Here is a 19,051-nt window from a genome sequence, read left to right as displayed (position 1 = left end):
ATGAACCGTCCATCGTCAAATTCCATTCCGGGGAAACACCATGTCCTTTTTTCAGAACTATATCGATAATGCGGCCCTCATTGAGGGCGATCTGGCGACAATCCAGGATGTGACGGGCGATGTGGCCGATGCGCTGGAGGCGGTGGATGCTTTCCTCGGCATCCCGGCGCAGATTTCTTCGGCGCTCGATGCGGCAAACGATGCCCTGTCGATCCCGACAACCGTCATCAACGCGCTCAAGGCGCTGCCTTTCGGTATCGGAAGCGCAGTGTCCGCCTTTCAGACCGCATCGACAGGGTTGAAGACGACGATCACAACCACGCGCCAGACGATGGATAGGATCGACGACCGGCTGGAGCCGGTGCGCGACGCGGTGGAGGACGGAAGCGAGGCGGTATCGGTGGCCGTGACGACCGTGAGCCTGGCTGCGACCGCCTTCATCGTCGTGGAGGATGAGGCGGCCCGGTTGGAGGCGAGCCTGGGGGACCAGCAGTTCATCGGCGGCGACGTGTTCCGCCTGCCGACGCAGCTGGAGGATTTCAACACGGCGGTGGACGAGTACGAGGCGCTGCGAAACGAGGTGCTCGGCACCATCAGTGCGGTGGCCGCCCTGGCCGAGAACGCGGCGAATGCGATTGCCGACGCGATCCCGGATCTGAGCTTGGCCACCGGGTTGAAGGCCGCTCTAGAAACGGTGTTCGACCCGATCACCGACTTGCTGAACGATGTCGAGGACGCGCTCGACTTCAACATCGGCATCGGGTTCGTCAGCTTCAACGTGCTCGACGTTCTGAAATCCATCGGGGATTTTGCAGGGTTCATTGTGGACGCCGTCGAGGCCGCGGCGAATGCCGTCCTCGGTGTGATCGGGCTGAGCCTTGGCTCCATCGACGACGCGATCAATGGGTTGATTTCGGATCTGCTGGCACCGTTCAACCCGATCCAGCAGGCGATCGAGGACCTGAACGCGCAGTTCGACAGTCTGCTGGCCGAGCTGACCGCGCCGCTGAACGAGGCGGTGGGCGACCTGATCGATCTGACACGCGAGCTGCGCGATGCGGTGGATGTGGGCATCCTGTTCGACAACTCGATCGTCGGGGACGAGGCGCCCGATCTGGTGCGCTTCGCCGATGAGCTGCGCGGCGTGGACGGGCAGTCGGACGCGATATATGGCCTGTTGGGCCGCGACACGCTGATCGGCGGTGAGGATGATTTCGTCTTCGGCGGGCGCGGCGGCGACACGATCATCGCCGAGGGCGGCCGGATCGAGGCCTATGGCGGGGTCGGGCGCGACCGGATCACCGTGTCGGACGAGGTGCCGGGCGGGTCCTTCGTGGCCGATGGCGGCGCGGGCAACGACATCATGATCGGCGGCGATCTGGCGGATGTGTTCTTCGGCAACACCGGCAACGACATCATGGTCGGCAATGGCGGGGTGGACGCGTTCTACTTCGCGGGCGAGGTCGGCAATGACCGCATCTTTGGCCGGGACGCGATCCTGGACGACCTGTTCTACGTGGACTTCGCGCTGGTGGGCGGCGACGCGCTGACCGAGACGGAATTCCTGGAGGATTACGCCGAGGTGTCGCGCAACCGCACCACGGTGACCTTCGACGACGAGGCCGGGTCGGTGACCTTCTTCGGCGTCCGGGATGCGGCGGCGCTGTTCGACCAGTTCATCTTCACGGACACGGCGCTGGCCTGAGAACCGATTTCTGAGATGCGAAAGGCCCGGGAAGTCCCGGGCCTTTGTCTTTCTCTGCAAGCCGTTTTCAGAGTTGCGCCATGACCTCGTCGGAGGCTTCGAAATTGGCGGTGACGTTCTGGACGTCGTCGTCATCCTCCAGCGCGTCGAGCAGTTTCATCAGTTTCTGCATGCCTTCGAGGTCGAGCTCGGTGGTGGTGGTGGGGCGCCAGACGAGCTTGGTGCTCTCGCTCTCGCCCAGTTCGGCCTCAAGTGCTGTGGAGACCTCGTTCAGGTCGGTGTCGGCGCACCAGATGATGTGTCCGCTCTCGTCGCTTTCCACGTCCTCGGCGCCGGCCTCGATCGCGGCCATCATCACGGTGTCGGCATCGCCCGCTTCGGCCGGGTAGCTGACCTGGCCCTTGCGTTCGAACATGAAGCTCACGGAGCCGGTCTCGCCGAGGTTGCCGCCGTTCTTCGAGAAGGTCGAGCGCACGGTCGATGCGGTGCGGTTGCGGTTGTCGGTCATCGCCTCGACGATCACCGCGACGCCGCCGGGGCCGTAGCCCTCATAGCGGATCTCGTCATAGTTCTCGCCCTCGCCGCCGAGGGATTTCTTGATCGCGCGTTCGATCACGTCCTTGGGGACCGATTGCGACTTGGCCTCCTTCACCGCGAGGCGCAGGCGGGGGTTCTTGTCGGGGTCCGGATCGCCCATCTTCGCGGCGACGGTGATCTCCTTGGACAGTTTCGAGAACAGCTTGGCGCGCAGCTTGTCCTGGCGCCCCTTGCGGTGCTGGATATTGGCCCATTTGGAGTGGCCTGCCATGGGTGCCTCATGTCTGGTTGGGTGCGGTTTGCGCGCGGTTATAGGGGCTGGCCGGGAAGCGGGCAAGGCTTGGCGCGCGGGTGGGTTGCCGCCGCAGGGCGTTGGGGTAGGGTGCGGGGATGACCTCGGACCAGATCCTCTTGTTCAGCCTGTTCGGTCTGGTGTTTGCCTTCCTGCTCTGGGGGCGGATCCGGTATGACGTGGTGGCCTTCAGCGCACTGTTGCTGGGCGTGGTTCTGGGCGTGGTGCCGACGGAGGCCGCGTTTTCCGGGTTCGGCCATCCCGCGACGCTGGTGGTGGCGCTGGTGCTGGTGGTGTCGGCGGGGCTGGTGCGGTCCGGCGCGGTGTTGCTGATCACGCGGACGCTGGTGGATGCGACGCGCGGGTTGGCGGCGCATATCGCGATCATGGGGGCGGTGGGCGCGGTTCTGTCGGCGTTCATGAACAACGTGGCGGCGCTGGCTTTGTTGATGCCGGTGGATATCGCGACCGCGCGCAAGGCGGGGCGGGTCGCGGGGCTGAGCCTGATGCCGCTGAGTTTCGCGACGATCCTAGGCGGGATGGTAACGCTGATCGGTACGCCGCCCAACATCATCATCGCCGCGATCCGCGAGGAAGCGGTGGGCGCGCCCTTCGCCATGTTCGATTTTGCACCCGTGGGCGGGGTGGCGGCCATCGCCGGGCTGGCCTTCGTGGCGCTGGTGGGATGGCGGCTGATCCCCAGCCGGGAGGGGGCGACGGTTTCGGGCGGCGGTCTGGAGCAATTCGCGGACTATATCGCCGAGTTGACCGTGCCGGAGGAGAGCGCGCTGATCGGGGCCCCCCTGAGCGATGTCTATCCCGAAGCGGAGCGGGCGGACGTGGCCCTGCTGGGCGTGATCCGGAATGGCAAGCGGCGGTTCGCGGCGCGGCATCTCAAGCTCGCGGCGGGCGATGCGCTGGTGCTGGAGGCGCAGCCCGAGGCGCTGGACGAGTTCCGCACGGCGCTGAAGCTGGATTTCTCTGACGCGCGACGGTTGGAGGATTTGCAGGCGGATGGCAGCGGCGTCAGTTTCGTCGAGGCCGTGGTGCCCGATACCGCCCGGATCGTGGGGCGCAGTGCCGAGGCCATCGGCCTGGCCTGGCGGCGACGGACCGTTCTGATGGGGATTGCGCGGCAGGGCACGCGGATTTCGCGGCAGGTGCGCAAGACCGAAGTGGCACCGGGGGATATCCTGCTGCTGCTGGTGCCCAGCGAGGCGAAGGACGAGGTTCTCGACTGGCTCGGGGTTCTGCCGCTGGCGGATCGGGGCGTGCGGGTGACGCAAGGGGCCAAGACCTGGGCTGCGATCGGCATATTCGCGGCGGCGGTTGCGGTGGCGGCGCTCGGGCTGGTCTATCTGCCCGTGGCGCTGGGGATCGTGGCGATGGCCTATGTGCTGTTGCGGATTCTGCCCGTGGCGGAGCTTTACACCCATATCGAGTGGCCGGTCGTGGTGCTTCTGGGCTCGATGATCCCGCTGGGGGCGGCCCTAGAAAGCTCTGGCGGTACCGAGTTGCTGGCGGGGGCTTTGCTGGGGTTGACCGAGGGATTGCCGGCCTGGGCGGTGCTGACCGTGCTGATGGTGGTGACGATGACCCTTTCGGATGTGCTCAACAACACCGCGACGACCATCGTGGCGGCCCCGGTGGGGATCGAGATGGCAAGAGTGCTGGGCGCGTCGCCCGACCCGTTCCTGATGGCGGTGGCGGTGGCGGCCTCGGCAGCGTTCCTGACGCCCATCGGGCACAAGAACAACACGCTGATCCTGGGGCCCGGGGGGTACGGGTTCGGGGATTACTGGCGGATGGGGTTGCCCCTGGAGGTGTTGATCATCGCCGTGTCGATCCCGACGATCCTGGTGGTCTGGCCGCTTTAGGAGGGCCTCGGGATGCTGTGCTGCCCAGGGGAGCGCTCGGGTCCATGTGTCGGAGCCACCGGGCGGGTCGGTTTCGCGCTTGCGCCCGTCTTGCGCGCGCGGCAGGAGCGGGGGAAACGGATGCGGAGGGTTTGCGATGCGGTATGACGCGGTGGTGTTCGACCTGGACGGGACGCTGGTCGACAGTGCGCCGGACATGGCGCGGGCGATCAACGGCGTGTTGGCGACAAGGGGGCGGCGCGCGCTGAGTCTGGCGGAGGTGATCTCCTTCATCGGGTCGGGCGCACGGATCCTGGTGCAGCGCAGCCTGCGCGCCACGGGCGGGATCGAGGGCGAAGACGACGCGCTGGCCGAGTTCCTGCGCCGCTACGAGACCGGGGTGGATCACGAGACGGCGGTCTATACGGGGGTGATGGAGATGCTGGGGGCGTTGCGGGCGGCCGGTTTGCCGATGGCGCTGTGCACCAACAAGCCCGAAGCCCCGGCGCGGGATCTGTCGGCGCGGCTCGGGCTGGGGGGGTTCTTCCCGGTGATCGTGGGTGGTGACACCCTGCCGGTGCTGAAGCCCGATCCGGCGCCCTTGCACCATGCGATCACGGGGCTGAGCGCCGATCCGGCGCGGACGCTCTATGTCGGGGACAGCGAGACGGACTACAAAACCGCGCGGGCCGCACAGGTGGATTTCGCCTTTGTCGAGGGCGGGTACCAGAGCCGCCCGATCCCGGATTTCGCACCGACCCATCGGCTGGCGCGTCCTGCGCTGGTGGGCGACCTGGTTCTGTCCGGGGTCGTTACGCGCTGATCTCTACCGGGTCCTGAACGAGGCTGACGGGCAGGCCGGTTGCGATCGAGCGCTGGGCGGCGAGGCCCATTTCGACGGCGCGCCAGCCATCTTCGGCGGTGACCTCGGGGGTTGTCCGCTGACCCCAGAGCAGGTCCAGAAATGCGCGGTGCTGGTAGAACGTCGCGCCGTTGTGGTCGCCCGCGGCCAGCAGGGTCGGGTCGACGGGGATCTCGCGCAGCTCGGGGCGTTGCGGGGCGCGGGGGCTCAGTTCCAGCAGCGGTGTCGGCGGCGCGCCGAGATCCGCGGGCCAGAACCGGCCCGGGCCGGGCACGCGGGCCTCGATCTTGCCCGCGGGGCCCACGGCGCTGAGCTCTTCCTGGTAGCGCGCGCCCTCGGCATACATGCACAGCTCCAACATGGCGCGGGCGCCACTGTCGAATTCGCAGATCGCGTAGCCGGCATCGAGGATGTCGGGGCGCGCGCCGTCGTAGCACTCGTCGGCATGGTTCAGGGGGGGCGTGGCACTGGCCAGGATGCGGGTCGGCTCCGCCCCGAGAGCGAGGCGCATCAGGTCGAAGAAGTGGCAGCATTTCTCGACAAAGGTGCCGCCGGTGTAGCGGTTGAAGCGGTTCCAGTCGCCGACCTTGGCCAGGAAGGGGAAGCGGTGTTCGCGGATGGTGAGCATCCGCACGCCGCCCGTTGCGGCCTGCAGCTGGTCGAGGAAGGCCGCGATCGGGGGCATGTAGCGGTATTCCATCGCCACCCAGATCGGCGCGGGATAGGCCGCCACCAGCGCCTTGAGCCGCGGCAGGTCCGCGGGGTCCGTATAGAGCGGTTTTTCCACCAGCAGCGGCAGGGGCCGGGTCGCGGCGATCTCGGCGAGCTGCTCCATATGGCGGAAATTGGGGCTGGCGATGACCAGCGCATCGAGCGCCGGCATCGCCAGCATCTCGGCCAGGCTCGATGCGCGCACCGCGCCGGGGGCCAGCGCAAGGGCGGCGGCGGCCATCGTGTCATCGGGATCGAACAGCGCGGTGGCCTGCGCGCCGGGCAGCAGGGCGAGGTTGCGCAGGTGTTCCTGGCCCATCATGCCGGCCCCGATCAGGCCGTATGTCTTGGTGTCTGTCATTGGGATGCGGTCTCACTCAGGCGCTGGACATAATGGGCGCGCGTCCCGTCGAACCAGGTGCGCGAATATTCGATGGCGGGGCCGGGGCCGGCCCAGGCGAAGCGTTCCACGAAGCCCGCCATGGTGTCGGGGGGGGCCAGTTGCGGCGGGGTCCAGGCGGGAAACGGAGCCAGCCGGACGCGGTCCTCGGCCCGCTGGATCGTGAGCCCGAGCCGGGCGGTGTAGCTGCGATAGAGCGATTCGGAGAGGGGGCCTTCGGCGAGACTCCCGGCGCTGGCATCGAGCCAGATCTCTTCCACCGCGACGGGCTGGTCGTCCAGCGCGCGCAGCCGTCGGAACCGGGTGGCGGCGGGGGCGCGACCGAACGCGGGCAGGTCGGCGGGCTTGTCCATCAGCGCGCGGTCGAGCATTTCGGCCCGGGGCAGGCCGCCGCCCGAGCGCCGTTCGAGCCGGAACATGGCATAGACCCCCGCCGCCGGGCCGCCCTTGCGCACGTAATTGCCCGAGCCCTGCACCCGGTGGAGCAGGCCCTGTTCTGTCAGGTGCGCCAGCGCCTTGCGCAGGGTGCCGACGGAGGTGCCCATCTGCACCGCCAGATCCCGCTCGGGTGGCAGACGCGCGCCTTCGGCCAGCCGCCCGGCGGTGATGTCGCGGATCAGGACTTCGCTGATCTGCATGTGTTTGGGGAGGGCGGAGAGGGGCGGCATGGGGCGAGGGTGTCACGATGGCAAATAATTGATACAGGATTGATCTACATCATGGCGGGTGCTACGCAAAGGGAAATCGCACTTCGTTCGGAGCCTCCCCCATGACCGTCGTTCCCGTCACATCCGCCGATCTCGATGCTGCCGAGGTGTCCTGGTTCGCGGCCTTGTGTTCGGATGATTACCGGTTTCTCGGGGTGCCGGAGGGGGATTTGCGGTCGTCCTGGGCCCATTGTTCGGAGATCGTCAAGACCGCGGAGCGGCTGGGCTTTCGCAATATCCTGTGCCCGTCCTCCTACCAGGTGGGGCAGGATACGCTGAGCTTCGTGGCGGGGTGTGCGCCGATCACGGATCGGATCAACCTGCTGGCGGCCGTGCGCTGCGGCGAGATGCAGCCGATCATGCTGGCGCGGACCATCGCGACGCTGGATCACATGCTGCAGGGGCGGCTGACGGTCAACATCATCAGCTCGGACTTCCCCGGCCAGAAGGAGCCGAGCCCCTATCGCTATCAGCGCTCCCGCGAGGTGGTGGAGATCCTGAAACAGGCCTGGACACGGGACGAGATCAACCACGAGGGCGAGGTTTACCAGTTCAAGGGGCTGACCACGGACCCGGCCAAGCCGTACCAGACCGGCGGGCCGCTGTTGTATTTCGGGGGGTATTCGCCGGATGCGCTGGATCTGTGTGCCGAGCATTGCGATGTCTACCTGATGTGGCCGGAGCCCAAGGACCAGATCAAGGGCCGGATGGAGGCGGTGCATGCCCGCGCGGCCGAGAAGGGTCGGACGCTCGATTACGGGTTGCGGGTGCACATGATCGTGCGGGACACCGAGGCCGAGGCCAAGGAATATGCCGAGCACATCACCTCGAAGCTCGACGACGACTATGGCCGTGCCATCCGGGAGCGGGCGCTGGACGCCGGATCGCTGGGCGTGTCGCACCAGGCCAAGAATCGCGATATCGCGGACGAATACGGCTATGTCGAGCCGCATCTGTGGACCGGGATCGGGCGGGCGCGCTCGGGCTGCGGGGCAGCACTCGTCGGGTCCGCCGACCAGGTCCTGTCGGAGATCGAGGCCTATCAGAAGATGGGTATTCGCGCCTTCATCTTCTCGGGCTACCCCCACCTGGAGGAAGCCACGCATTTCGGGCGCCTCGTGCTGCCGCATCTGAAAACCTGTTCCCTGCCGGAGGCTTATGGGCGTGTGCCCGCCAGCCCGCCGGCCACACCCCTTGCTGCCGGAGAGCGCCGTTGATGGATCGCACCCAACTCACCCCCGACCTGAGCCTGAGCCGGATCGTTTACGGCATGTGGCGGCTGGACGAGGATGCCGACACCTCGCCCGCCCATATCCAGGCCAAGATCGAGGCGTGTCTGGCCCAGGGCATCACGACGCTGGACCAGGCGGATATCTATGGTGGGTACATGGCCGAAGAGCTGCTCGGCGCGGCCTTCAAGGCCGCCCCGGACCTGCGGGCCAAGTGCGAGATCGTGACGAAATGCGATATCGTGGCCCCCGTCGGGCGCTATGCCAGTGCAAAGGTGAAGCATTACGACACGTCGCGGGCGCATATCGAGGCCTCGGTCGACCATTCCCTGCGACTGATGAACATCGAGCGGATCGACCTGCTGCTGATCCACCGCCCGGACCCGATGATGGACGCGGGCGAGACCGGCGCGGCGCTGGACGGGCTCGTGGCCTCGGGCAAGGTCGGCGCGGTGGGCGTGTCCAATTTCAAGCTGCACGACTGGACGCTTTTGCAGTCGGCGATGGAGACGCCGCTCGTCACCAACCAGATCGAGATCAGCCTGACCGCCAATGCGGCCTTCACCAACGGCGATATCGCCTTCCTGCAGGAGCGGGGCATCGCGCCCATGGCCTGGTCGCCTTTGGGCGGTGGCAGCCTGATGACCGGGGATCACGCCGCGGGCAAGGCGCTGGATGCGGTGGCGCGCGCCCAGGGGGTGGACCGCGCGGCGGTGGCGGTGGCCTGGCTGCTGGCGCATCCGGCGGGAATTGTGCCGGTGATGGGGACGAACAGGCTTGACCGCATCGCTGCCTTTTCCGATGCGTTGAAAGTGGAGATGGACCGCGAGACCTGGTTCGCCCTATACGAGGCGGCCAACGGGGCGGAGGTTCCCTGACATGGCAGATGGAGCAGCCCCGAAGATGACCGATACACCCCGCCTTGCGCCCTTTACCCCCGGACCGGACACAGCGCGCGAGTTCCGAAACGCGATGGGTCGGTTTCCCACCGGCGTGACCGTGGTGACCGTGCAGGGGCCGAAGGGGCCGATGGGGATCACCGCCAACAGTTTTTCCAGCGTGTCGATCGACCCGCCGCTGCTGCTGTGGTGTCCGGCCAAATATTCCAGCCGGTTCGAGACGTTCGCGACAGCGCCCCGCTTTGCCATCCACATCCTCGGGCAGGGCCAGATGGATGTTGCGCGGGGCTTTGCCCAGAGGGCCGATGCGTTCGAAGGGCTGGCGCTGGATCCATGCCCGCATGCGGTGCCGCTCCTGGCCGATTGTTTGGCGCGGTTCGAGTGCAAGACCGTGCAGACACATGATGCGGGCGATCACATGATCGTGGTCGGCGAGGTGATCGAGGCAGGCTACCGGGACGGTGAGGCGCTGGTCTTCAGCGAGGGCATGTTCGGACGGTTCGTCGGTCACTGACCGGGTTTCTCGCGGAGACGGGGGCGCGCAACGATCCCCGCCCGCGCCATGGGAGGAGGACGCGCCATGGGCGCATTGCTGGCGGTGCTTGCACCGTTCCGGATCGTCAACGAGGCCCTCTTCAAGGTCGGGCGCGGGCTTGGCGTGATCTGCGTGGCGGCCATGGTCGTGGCGATCCTGATCCAGGTGTTCTTCCGATATGTTCTGAACAATGCGCTGCCCTGGCCGGACGAGGCCGCGCGGTTTGCCATGCTGTGGATGACCGGGTTGATGGCGCCGACGGCGTTCCGGCGCGGCGGCTTCGTGGCCATCGACATGGTGGTGCGGCTGCTGCCGGTGCGTCTGGGCGCGTTGCTGTCGCTGTTCTTGTTGTTCGTGATGCTGCTGGTGCTGGTCATCGCGGCGCAGATCGGCTGGTCCGAGGTCACGGGCTTTGGCGGGCGGTTCGCCACTGCTTCGCTCTACCTGCCGACGAACCTGAGTTTCACCGAATGGTTCCGGGTGCCGCGGAGCTGGATGATGGCCTCCCTGCTGGTGGGGATCATCATGATGATCTCGGCCAATATCGAGCTCATCCTGCGGGCCGTGATTTCCCTTCTGGGCGGTGCGGAGAATTTGCCGGAGATCCCCGGCACCGAAACCATAGGGGCCGAATGACATGCTGATCTGGTTCCTGCCGCTGTTCCTGCTGTTCCTGATGATCGGCTTGCCGGTCTTTTTCGGCCTGCTTGCAGCCCCCGGTCTGCTGCTGTGGCTGAACGGGCAGGAGCGGGACATCACCCTGCTTTATCGGAATGTCTATAACGGGATGGACAGCTTTCCGCTGATGGCGATCCCGTTCTTCATGCTGGCAGGCGAGTTGATGAACCGGGGCGGGATCACGTTGCGGCTGGTGGAGTTTGCCCAGGCCCTGATGGGGCATTTCCGGGGCGGACTGGCCCATGTGAACATCCTCAGCTCGATGCTGTTCGCGGGGCTCTCGGGCTCTGCGGTGGCGGACACCTCGGCGCTGGGCTCGATGTTGATCCCGGCGATGGAGAAGCAGGGCTATACCCGCCGGTTTGCCGCCGCGATCACCGCCGCAAGCTCGGTGATTGGGCCGATCATCCCGCCCTCGGGGATCATGATCATCTATGCCTATGTGATGGGGGAGAGCGTCGCGGCCCTGTTTTTGGCAGGGATCGTGCCCGGTATCCTCGTGGGTGTCGGCCTGATGGGGGTCGTGAAACTGATGGCGGACAAGTACGACTTCCCCGTCGCATCGGCCAAGACAACCTGGGGCCAGCGGGGGCAGGCCAGCCTGAAGGCGTTCTTCCCGCTGATGACGCCGGTGATCATCCTGGGCGGTATCCTCGCGGGGGTGTTCACCCCGACCGAGGCTGCGGCGGTGGCGGTGGCCTATGCGCTGATCATCGGGTTCTTCGTGATGCGGACGCTGAAGGTCTCGGACCTGCCGGATATCCTGGGTCGCGCCGGGATCACGTCGGCGGTGGTGCTGCTCCTGGTGGGGGCGGCGATGGCGTTCAAGACGGTGGTGAGCCTGTCCTACGCGCCGCAGATCATGGCGGATTTCATGCTGAGCCTGTCGGAGAACCCGCTGATCCTGCTGTTGCTGATCAACCTGTTGCTGTTCGTGGTGGGAATGTTCCTCGATGCGGGGCCGGCGATCATCATCCTCGGCCCGATCCTCGGCCCGATCTTCGTCGATCTGGGGGTCGATCCGATCCATTTCGCAATCATCATGTCCGTGAACCTGACCGTGGGGCTGGCCACGCCGCCCATGGGGCTTGTCCTGTTCGTGGCAAGCTCGGTCTCGGGCGAACGGGTCGAGCGCATCGCCAAGGCGATCCTGCCCTTCCTGGCGGTGGAGATCCTGGTGATCTTCCTGATCACCTATTTCCCCGCGATTTCCATGACCATTCCGCGGCTCACCGGCTTTGCGCAGTGAGGTGCGGGCGGCCGAAACAGACAAAGACCAACTGAGGAGGAACGAAATGTTCAAAACCACCCTGAAGGCGCTTCTGGCCGGAGCGATGCTCCTGTCCGCGCCGCTGGCGGCCACGGCGCAGGAATATACCCTGCGCGCCACCGCCAATTCCAACGAGAACGACGAGGATTACGACGGGCTCGTGGTGTTCAAGAACTACGTCGAGAGCGCGTCGAACGGGGCCATCGCGGTGGAGCTGTTCATCGGCACGCAGCTGTGTTCGAACGGGGCGGAGTGCCTGCAAGGGGTCGCCGACGGGTCGATCGACATCTATATCTCGACCTCCGGCGGTGCGTCGGGGATTTTTCCCTATGTTCAGGTGCTTGACCTGCCCTACCTGATGGCGGACGACCGGATCGCCGAGGCGGTTCTGGCGGGCGATTTCACCCGCAAGGTGCGCGAGATGGCGCTGGAGGATTCCGGCGGGATGATCCGGCTGATGACCATCGGCAATACCGGCGGCTGGCGCAACTTCGCCAACACCCAGCGCCGGATCGCGGCACCCTCGGACATGGAGGGGCTGAAGATCCGCACCGTGGTGGCCGATCTGCCGCAGGAACTGGTGCGCGTGCTGGGCGCCGCGCCCACCCCGATCCCGTGGCCGGAGCTGTTCACCTCGCTGCAGACCGGCGTGGTCGAGGGGTCCAAGAACGGCATCACCGATATCATGGGGATGAAATTCCCCGATGCGGGTCTGCAATACCTGACCCTGGACGGGCACGCCTATATGGGTGCGCTGTGGTGGATGAACAACGAGCGGTTCCTGTCCATGCCGGAGGATCTGCGCAGGGTCGTGGTGGATGGGTTCTACGCGTTGCAGCAGGCGACCTTTGCCTCGCCCAAGCGCAAGTCGATCCCGGCCTATGAGGAGTTCGTCGCCGGGGGCGGGGACCTTTATGTGCCCACGCCCGAAGAGAAGGCGGCATTCAAGGAGGCCGCGGCCCCAGTGTTTGACTGGTTCAAGGCCAATGTCGGGCGCGGGGAAGAGGTGTTCAACGCGTTGAACGAGGCCGTTGCCGAGGCCGAGGCCGAGGTCAACGCGGCGCGCGACGCCGACTTGAATTGAAGCCGGTCAAGGGTTTGCGGGGGGCGCGCCACGGGTGCGCCCCTTCGGCGTTATCCTGTATCTGCCGGGAATGTTTGTCTTTGCGCTCGGGCGCCCGGTTTCGTACTGTTGCGCCATGGCGGAGGAGATAAGAGCCCTGATGTCCGGATTAGGCCAGCGCGCCCGTGTCGTGGCCTTTGCCCTTGTCGCCGGGATCGCCCGGCTCTGCGGTAAGCCCGAGGTCGACAAAACCCTGCGCGATCTTCCCGCCCACAAGCAACGCCGCGTGACCGTTCTGGCCCTGTCGGGACTGTTGATGACGAGCCTTCTGGCGGCGCAGTTCGGCTGGATCGGGATGCTGGTGTTTTTCATGGCTGTGGTGCTGATTATAAACTGAGTTTTCGGTACACCATTGCATGCGATTGAAAACATTCGAAAAAATTTTTGACTTTTGAGATCTATCCTCCATCTCGCTGCGTATAGACAGCATGACCAACAGGAGGACGACATGGACTTCGGACTTGGAATACTGACTTTCGGAACTTTGGGCTTTGTGGTGGCTTTCGGCTATATCAGTGCACGGGCCACGGAAAAGCTGCGCCAGCAGGGGGGACCGAAATCGTCCCTGTCGGCGGACGGAATTGCCGAGCGCATGGCCGCGCGCGGCGCGAAGTGATCATCGACCCCGCCCGGTTCGGGCAGGCGAAGTTGAGGGGGGCAGGCCGTGGGTCTGCCCTTTTTCATGGGCGCGGGGCTCAGGTCTGCGCGAGCGAGGCGATCTGGGCGACGATGTAGTCCTTGACCTCCTGCGCGGGCGCGAAGGTGCTGGCGCCAAGGCCGCCAGCGCCATCGGAGCTGTAATACACTTCGGTAAAGCCGTGTTCCGCGATGGTTGCGGCGATCGCGTCGACCGCGCGGTCAATCAGCGCCTGAACCTTCGGGGTGAGTGCCGCATAGCCCATGCCGTGACTGCCGGTGGGGATGCCGCCCGCCCGGGGCGGGGTTTCGCATTGCCAGGGTCGCAGGACGCCGTTGCCCGCCCCGGGAGCGCAGGCGCCGGGCGGGCGTGCCCCGGCGGCATGGTCGTGGAAGTCGAGAAACTGCTCCTCGTTGTCGTTGAAGATGAAGAACGCGGACTTGTAGGCGTCCTGCACCACCATCCAGCCGCAATCGCCAGGTTTGCCAACGCCCTGGAACACGGAACCGATCACCTGCACTGCCATCGCGACCTCCCTAGCGAAATGGATACATCCAGACCTTGTAGTCATCCACAAGCGCGTGGGCCTGCGCCACTTGCTCGGGCGTCATCTTCTTGCGGACCTCTTCCTGACTGTCGGCGGCGTCCGGGTCGCCGCCGATCGCACTGAGCACATACCACATATAGGCGCGGACAAGGTCGGGCGCGGGCATGCCGAGGCCCATCTCGTAGTACCACCCGACCCCCGATTGCGCGCCCGCATGGCCCTTCATGGCAGAGCGCAGATACCACTCGAACGCACGGGTGTAGTCCTGCGCCACGCCCAGCCCGAGCGCATGCATCACGCCGATCAGTTCCTCGGCCTCGGCATTGCCGGACCGTGCGGCGGGCCAGAGCAGCGCCTTGGCCTCGGCGAAGCGGCCTTCCTCCATCAGGTCGCGGGCGGGTTCGAGATCGGCCAGGGTCGGGCTTGCAAGGGTCAACGAAACCGCCATGATCGCCCCATGAAGCGCGCGCTGCATATCCTCGCCTTTCTTTGTGCCGGGCCCGCGGTGGCGGAGGTGCCGCCGCCGCTGTCGCCTGCGGATTTCCACGCGTTCGACCCGGATCAGGCCCGGATCGGTCAGCTTCTGTTTTACGACAAGATCCTGTCGGGCAACAGGAACATCGCTTGCGGGACCTGTCACCACCATGACCACGCGGGCGGCGACGGGCTGAGCCTGGGGATCGGCGAGGGGGGCGTGGGTGTCGGGCCGGAGCGGACGGCAGGAACCGGCGCGGATCGTATCCGCAAGCGGATCCCGCGCAACGCCCCCGCCCTGTGGAACCTCGGGCACAAGGACATCCGGGTGCTGTTCCATGACGGGCGGCTTGAGGTGTCGGAGCTTTATGGAAATGGGTTCAACTCGCCTGCGCAGGAATGGCTGCCCACGGGGTTCGACCATATCCTTGCGGCGCAGGCGGTGCTGCCGTTGGTGGCGCAGTTCGAGATGGCGGGAAATCCCAAGGAGAACGAGATCGCCGGTGCGGTGCATGACCGGATCGACGCGGCCTGGCCGATCCTGGCCAAGCGGGTGCGGACGATCCCGGAATACGGCGCGATGTTCGTGGACGCGTTTGACCATGTCGAGACGCCCGAGCAGGTCACGATTGTCGAGATCGCTAATGCGCTGGCGGCGTTCATCGGCACGGAATGGGCCAATTACGACAGCCCGTTCGACGCCTACCTGGCCGGGGATGCGGGCGCGCTCGACGCAGCGGCGGCGCGAGGGATGGCGTTGTTCTACGGGGCGGCCGGGTGCGCGACGTGTCATTCCGGGCCCTTGCTGAGCGACCAGAAGTTTCATGCGCTGGGCCTGCCGGCCTTCGGCCCCGGGCGCACGCGGCAATGGGATCCGATCCCGCGTGACATGGGCCGGGTGGGGGAGAGCAACCGGCTGGAGGATGCCTACCGGTTCCGCACGCCGCCCCTGCGCAATGTCGCGCTGACCGGGCCCTACGGCCATAACGGGGCCTACCGGACGCTGGAGGGGATCGTGCGCCACCATCTCGACCCGGGTGGGATGGGGGCGGCCTGGAGACCGCAGGATGCGCAGCTGCCCGAGGCACCCTGGCTGGCCGAGATTGATTTCGTGATCCGGTCCGACCGGGCGGAGATGGCGCGGCAAGCGGCGGCGCGGGATATCGCGCCCGTCGCGCTGGACGATGCCCAGGTGGCGGATCTTGTGGCCTTCCTGCACGCGCTGACCGGGCGGACGGCGGAGGCGCGGCCCCTCGGGCGGCCGGAGACGGTGCCTTCGGGCCTGCCGGTTGACTGACCCGGCCCCCGTGGACAAGCCCGCCCGATAGTGGCAAGGGACCGGGCAAGGAGATACCCATGACCACCACCCGTTTCGCGCCGTCGCCCACCGGATACCTGCATGTGGGCAACCTGCGCACCGCCCTGTTCAACTACATGATCGCCCGCAAGGCCGGGGGCACCTTCATCCTGCGGATCGACGACACGGACCCGGAGCGGTCGAAGCCCGAATACGTCGACGCGATCCAGGAGGACCTGACCTGGCTCGGGCTGACCTGGGACCGGATCGAGTATCAGTCGAGACGCCTTGACCGCTATGCCGAGGCGGCGGATGCGCTGCGCGCGGCGGGCCGGTTCTACGAGGCGTTCGAGACGCCGACCGAGTTGGACCTCAAGCGCAAGAAGCAGCTGAACATGGGCAGGCCGCCGGTCTATGACCGCGCGGCCCTGGCCTTGTCGGAGGACGAGAAGGCGGCGTTGCGCGCCGAGCGGGGGCAGGGGGTTTGGCGGTTCAAGCTGGATCACGAACGGATCACCTGGACCGACGGCATCCTTGGCGACATCTCGATCGATGCGGCCTCGGTGTCGGACCCGGTGCTGATCCGGGGCGACGGGCAGGTGCTCTATACGATCGCGTCGGTGGTGGACGACACGGAGATGGGCGTGACCCATGTGGTGCGCGGCTCGGACCATGTGACGAACACCGCCACCCAGATCCAGATCATGGCGGCGCTCGGGCATGGGCACCCGGAGTTTGCCCATCACTCGCTGCTGACCGGGCCGCAGGGGGAGGCGCTCTCGAAGCGTCTCGGCACGCTGGCCCTGCGCGATCTGCGCGCCGAAGGTATTGAGCCGATGGCGCTCTTGAGCCTGATGGCGCGGCTTGGCTCGTCCCAGCCGGTGGAGGTGGCAGGCAGCCTTGAGGCGCTGATCGAGGGGTTCGATCTGAGCACCTTTGGGGCAGCACCGACCAAGTTCGACCGTGCGGACCTGTTCCCGCTGACCGCGCGGCTGTTGCACGCGACGCCGTTTGCGGAGGTCGCCGATGAAATCGCGGCCCTGGGCGTGCCCGCCGCGCAGGCGGAGCTCTTCTGGGAGGTGGCGCGGGCCAATATCACCACGCGCGCGGACCTTGCCGGATGGTGGCAGCTGTTCCGCGACGGTGGTGCGCCACTGGTGGCCGAGGAGGACCGGGCGTTTGTCGCCGACGCCTTCGCGCGCCTGCCCGAGCCGCCCTACGGGCCGGAGACATGGGGCGCCTGGACCGCCGAGGTGAAGGCGGCCTCGGGCCGCAAGGGCAAGGGGCTGTTCATGCCCCTGCGCAAGGCGGTCACAGGGTTGGAGCGCGGGCCGGAAATGGCCGATGTCATGCGGCTTCTGCAGAAAAAGCCGACGCTCTGAGACTGGTTCAACCTTGGGCCGAGGGGCGCAGCGCTTCAGGCGGTTGCACCTGGGCAAACAGGGAGCGCAGCGCACTGTCCACGAGGTCGCGATCCCGGGCGGGCAGGGGTTGTGCCCGGGGATAGATCGGCGCCGCCCGGTCGTTGAGGATGGGCGCATCCCAACCGTCGGTGGTGTCGAAAAACGCCTCGGCTCCCGCGCGCCCGAACTCCGCCAGGTAGCCGCCGATCACCGTGTCGAGGTAGCTCAACAAGATGGGGTGTCGCAGGCTGGGGGCCGTGGTGTGATGCGCACTGGCCTCGTAGAGATGCAGGGCGAGCGCGTCGGCATCTCTGACCTCCGACCCCGAAAGGCGCACCCGGTCATAGGCATGCTCCCGCGCGTCGAGGGCGGCCCAGTCCGCGCCCGGCACGGCGGCGACGAGCCCCGCGATCTCGCTGCCCGGGGCGCGCGTGACGGTCAGGAATGCAACCTCGCGGTGGCGCGAATGCCGCCAGTCCCGGCGCCAGCCGCGGACCCGGGCATGGCCCTGGACCGGGTAGCGATGGGTGCCGCGATGCACCAGCGAGCCGTAGCCGAAGAAATGCGGAGGGGTCATGGCGGGTTTCTGCGCAAAGGGCACCTGCGACAAGCTGTTCACGGTTATTCCATGTCGGGCACCCTTGACCCAGGAAGGTTCCGCAACATTTCCCGACAAGGGATAGTTGTACGGAGTGGTCATGTCCAATCTTGAAGATCGTAAGCTGGCGTTGTCGGAAAACCCTTACGCCGAGAAATACGCTGCGGCGCGGGCCTCGATCGAGGCGGAAAAGCGCAGCAAGGAAGCGTCGGGTTACGCCTGGATGTCGGCTGCGATGAATTACGGCGCGGCCGCCGAGGGGCCCGGCCGGTTCGGCAAGATCTCCTCCGGGGCGAAGTGGTTCTGCATCTGGTTCGCCATGATCGTGCCGAACCTTCTGTTCATCCGCGTCCTGCTCTGACGCGATTTTGGTGACTGCGCCGTCGGGGCGGTCACGGCACACGGATATGGCCGCTTGAGATCGGCACCGCCTGACCGCTGATCCGGATGGCGGTCAACGCGCCCGAAGCGACATCCGCCGAGAATCCGATTGAACTTCGCCGGCCCATGTCCTCGCCCTGTGTCAGTTTGAGACTCGTGGTGCCCTCGCCGAGCGCGCCGCTGGCCAACAGTTGGGCGGCGAGGATCGCGCTGGCCGATCCGGTGGCCGGATCCTCTGGGATGCCTGCCGTGGGCGAAAACATCCGCGCAGCGTACCCATCCTCCGCCGGGCAGTAGAGAAAGGCGCTGTCGACCGCGCAGGCCTCCATCAGCGCCGTCCAATGGGGCTCGATGGGCCGGGCGCGTGCCAGGGTCGCGCGATCCGGGACCGGCAGGTAGACAAAGCCCGGCCCGCCGATCCAGGCCGCGGGGCGATGGGCGCCGAACCCGACCTGGTCAAGGCCCACGGCGCGGGCGGCCAGCACCGGGTCCACGGGGCCGCCCAAGGGTTCGGGCAACACGGGCGCGGTGAACTCGGCCCGTTCGCCGGTGATCGTGACCGGGACAAGACCTGCTTCTTCCTCCAACACCAGCTTTGACAGACCGCGCTGGCCTGCCAGATGCAGCGCACAGCCGATGGTGGGATGCCCGGCAAAGGGGATCTCGTCCGTGGGAAAGAAGATCCGCACCCGTGCCGCATGGGCCGGATCGGCCGGGGCCATCACGAAGATCGTCTCCGACAGGTTGAACTCCCGCGCGATGGTCTGCATCTGCGCGGTGCTCAGCCCGCCCGCATCCTCGACGATCGCCAACGGATTGCCCGCGAAGGGCGTGTCGGTGAAGACGTCATAGACATGGAAGGGCAGCCGCATGCGTGTCCTCATCGTTCCTGCAATATTCCGGGGGCAGC

At 66.5% G+C, this 19,051-nt stretch carries 21 protein-coding genes; 14 read left to right on the top strand and 7 right to left on the bottom strand.

From position 1 onward, the window contains the following. The first annotated feature begins 40 nt into the window (after positions 1 to 40). The gene (locus DSHI_RS21465; RefSeq protein WP_012179424.1) at positions 41 to 1,705 is read left to right on the top strand and encodes a calcium-binding protein; all 1,665 of its coding nucleotides are present in this window, start codon (positions 41 to 43) and stop codon (positions 1,703 to 1,705) included. Between the two features lie 67 nt (positions 1,706 to 1,772). Here DSHI_RS21465 and DSHI_RS14025 read toward each other — a convergent pair whose 3' ends face one another. Beyond that, the gene (locus DSHI_RS14025) at positions 1,773 to 2,513 is read right to left on the bottom strand and encodes a YebC/PmpR family DNA-binding transcriptional regulator (protein ID WP_012179423.1); all 741 of its coding nucleotides are present in this window, start codon (positions 2,511 to 2,513) and stop codon (positions 1,773 to 1,775) included. A gap of 119 nt (positions 2,514 to 2,632) precedes the next feature. On the opposite strand from DSHI_RS14025, the gene DSHI_RS14020 reads away from it, so the two are divergent. Both DSHI_RS14020 and gph read left to right on the top strand, forming a co-directional pair. After that, positions 2,633 to 4,411, top strand: a complete 1,779-nt coding sequence (locus tag DSHI_RS14020) for an SLC13 family permease (RefSeq protein WP_012179422.1) — start codon at positions 2,633 to 2,635, stop codon at positions 4,409 to 4,411. Between the two features lie 136 nt (positions 4,412 to 4,547). Then, positions 4,548 to 5,213, top strand: coding sequence for a phosphoglycolate phosphatase (gph, locus tag DSHI_RS14015; protein ID WP_012179421.1), 666 nt, complete (start codon positions 4,548 to 4,550; stop codon positions 5,211 to 5,213). Here gph and DSHI_RS14010 read toward each other — a convergent pair. Together DSHI_RS14010 and DSHI_RS14005 are read right to left on the bottom strand one after the other, a co-directional pair. Continuing rightward, a complete protein-coding gene (locus DSHI_RS14010) occupies positions 5,203 to 6,324 on the bottom strand; it encodes a Gfo/Idh/MocA family protein (protein ID WP_012179420.1) in 1,122 nt (373 codons plus the stop codon). The two genes, gph and DSHI_RS14010, sit on opposite strands and share 11 nt — an antisense overlap. After that, the gene (locus DSHI_RS14005) at positions 6,321 to 7,031 is read right to left on the bottom strand and encodes a GntR family transcriptional regulator (RefSeq protein WP_012179419.1); all 711 of its coding nucleotides are present in this window, start codon (positions 7,029 to 7,031) and stop codon (positions 6,321 to 6,323) included. The genes DSHI_RS14010 and DSHI_RS14005 overlap by 4 nt, the downstream gene beginning before the upstream one ends. A gap of 101 nt (positions 7,032 to 7,132) precedes the next feature. Here DSHI_RS14005 and DSHI_RS14000 point away from each other — a divergent pair, with 101 nt between their 5' ends. The 8 genes from DSHI_RS14000 to DSHI_RS22375 all read left to right on the top strand — a co-directional run bounded on the left by DSHI_RS14000 (position 7,133) and on the right by DSHI_RS22375 (position 13,420). After that, positions 7,133 to 8,287: an LLM class flavin-dependent oxidoreductase gene (locus tag DSHI_RS14000; RefSeq protein ID WP_012179418.1), complete on the top strand. Its 1,155-nt coding sequence runs from the start codon at positions 7,133 to 7,135 to the stop codon at positions 8,285 to 8,287. Beyond that, a complete protein-coding gene (locus tag DSHI_RS13995; protein ID WP_012179417.1) occupies positions 8,287 to 9,177 on the top strand; it encodes an aldo/keto reductase in 891 nt (296 codons plus the stop codon). Before DSHI_RS14000 ends, DSHI_RS13995 begins: the two co-directional genes overlap by 1 nt. 25 nt (positions 9,178 to 9,202) lie before the next feature. Further along, entirely contained in the window at positions 9,203 to 9,712 is a 510-nt protein-coding gene (locus DSHI_RS13990; RefSeq protein WP_044028903.1) for a flavin reductase family protein, read from the top strand. Positions 9,713 to 9,778: 66 nt separating this feature from the next. Beyond that, on the top strand, positions 9,779 to 10,369 hold the full coding sequence (locus DSHI_RS13985; RefSeq protein ID WP_012179415.1) for a TRAP transporter small permease: 591 nt from the start codon (positions 9,779 to 9,781) through the stop codon (positions 10,367 to 10,369). 1 nt (position 10,370) lies between these two features. Next, positions 10,371 to 11,660 carry a TRAP transporter large permease gene (locus DSHI_RS13980; protein ID WP_012179414.1) on the top strand — a complete coding sequence of 430 codons (1,290 nt, stop codon included), beginning with the start codon at positions 10,371 to 10,373 and terminating at the stop codon, positions 11,658 to 11,660. 46 nt (positions 11,661 to 11,706) lie between these two features. After that, a complete protein-coding gene (locus DSHI_RS13975) occupies positions 11,707 to 12,765 on the top strand; it encodes a TRAP transporter substrate-binding protein (RefSeq protein WP_012179413.1) in 1,059 nt (352 codons plus the stop codon). 139 nt (positions 12,766 to 12,904) lie between these two features. Next, a complete protein-coding gene (locus DSHI_RS13970; RefSeq protein ID WP_044027967.1) occupies positions 12,905 to 13,141 on the top strand; it encodes a hypothetical protein in 237 nt (78 codons plus the stop codon). A 111-nt stretch (positions 13,142 to 13,252) separates the two neighbouring features. Next, a complete protein-coding gene (locus DSHI_RS22375; RefSeq protein ID WP_157865338.1) occupies positions 13,253 to 13,420 on the top strand; it encodes a hypothetical protein in 168 nt (55 codons plus the stop codon). Between the two features lie 79 nt (positions 13,421 to 13,499). Here DSHI_RS22375 and DSHI_RS13965 read toward each other — a convergent pair whose 3' ends face one another. Together DSHI_RS13965 and DSHI_RS13960 are read right to left on the bottom strand one after the other, a co-directional pair. Next, positions 13,500 to 13,967, bottom strand: a complete 468-nt coding sequence (locus tag DSHI_RS13965) for a hypothetical protein (RefSeq protein WP_012179411.1) — start codon at positions 13,965 to 13,967, stop codon at positions 13,500 to 13,502. A gap of 10 nt (positions 13,968 to 13,977) precedes the next feature. Next, positions 13,978 to 14,436, bottom strand: coding sequence for a tetratricopeptide repeat protein (locus tag DSHI_RS13960; RefSeq protein ID WP_422703358.1), 459 nt, complete (start codon positions 14,434 to 14,436; stop codon positions 13,978 to 13,980). 9 nt (positions 14,437 to 14,445) lie between these two features. Here DSHI_RS13960 and DSHI_RS13955 point away from each other — a divergent pair, with 9 nt between their 5' ends. After that, complete coding sequence (locus tag DSHI_RS13955) at positions 14,446 to 15,759, top strand: cytochrome-c peroxidase (protein ID WP_012179410.1); 1,314 nt, start codon at positions 14,446 to 14,448, stop codon at positions 15,757 to 15,759. Positions 15,760 to 15,818: 59 nt separating this feature from the next. After that, complete coding sequence (gltX, locus tag DSHI_RS13950) at positions 15,819 to 17,141, top strand: glutamate--tRNA ligase (protein WP_012179409.1); 1,323 nt, start codon at positions 15,819 to 15,821, stop codon at positions 17,139 to 17,141. A gap of 7 nt (positions 17,142 to 17,148) precedes the next feature. Here gltX and DSHI_RS13945 read toward each other — a convergent pair whose 3' ends face one another. After that, a complete protein-coding gene (locus tag DSHI_RS13945; protein ID WP_012179408.1) occupies positions 17,149 to 17,739 on the bottom strand; it encodes a gamma-glutamylcyclotransferase family protein in 591 nt (196 codons plus the stop codon). 121 nt (positions 17,740 to 17,860) lie between these two features. On the opposite strand from DSHI_RS13945, the gene DSHI_RS13940 reads away from it, so the two are divergent. Then, positions 17,861 to 18,121 carry a hypothetical protein gene (locus tag DSHI_RS13940; protein WP_012179407.1) on the top strand — a complete coding sequence of 87 codons (261 nt, stop codon included), beginning with the start codon at positions 17,861 to 17,863 and terminating at the stop codon, positions 18,119 to 18,121. A gap of 31 nt (positions 18,122 to 18,152) precedes the next feature. Here the strand turns inward: DSHI_RS13940 and DSHI_RS13935 are convergent, their stop codons facing one another. Then, positions 18,153 to 19,013: a PhzF family phenazine biosynthesis protein gene (locus DSHI_RS13935; RefSeq protein WP_012179406.1), complete on the bottom strand. Its 861-nt coding sequence runs from the start codon at positions 19,011 to 19,013 to the stop codon at positions 18,153 to 18,155. Between the last annotated feature and the right edge of the window lie 38 nt (positions 19,014 to 19,051).

This window comes from Dinoroseobacter shibae DFL 12 = DSM 16493, assembly GCF_000018145.1.
Classification (GTDB): Bacteria; Pseudomonadota; Alphaproteobacteria; order Rhodobacterales; family Rhodobacteraceae; genus Dinoroseobacter; species Dinoroseobacter shibae.
The sequence above is the reverse complement of the archived record's forward strand: the minus strand, read 5'-3'. Positions and strand labels throughout refer to the sequence as shown.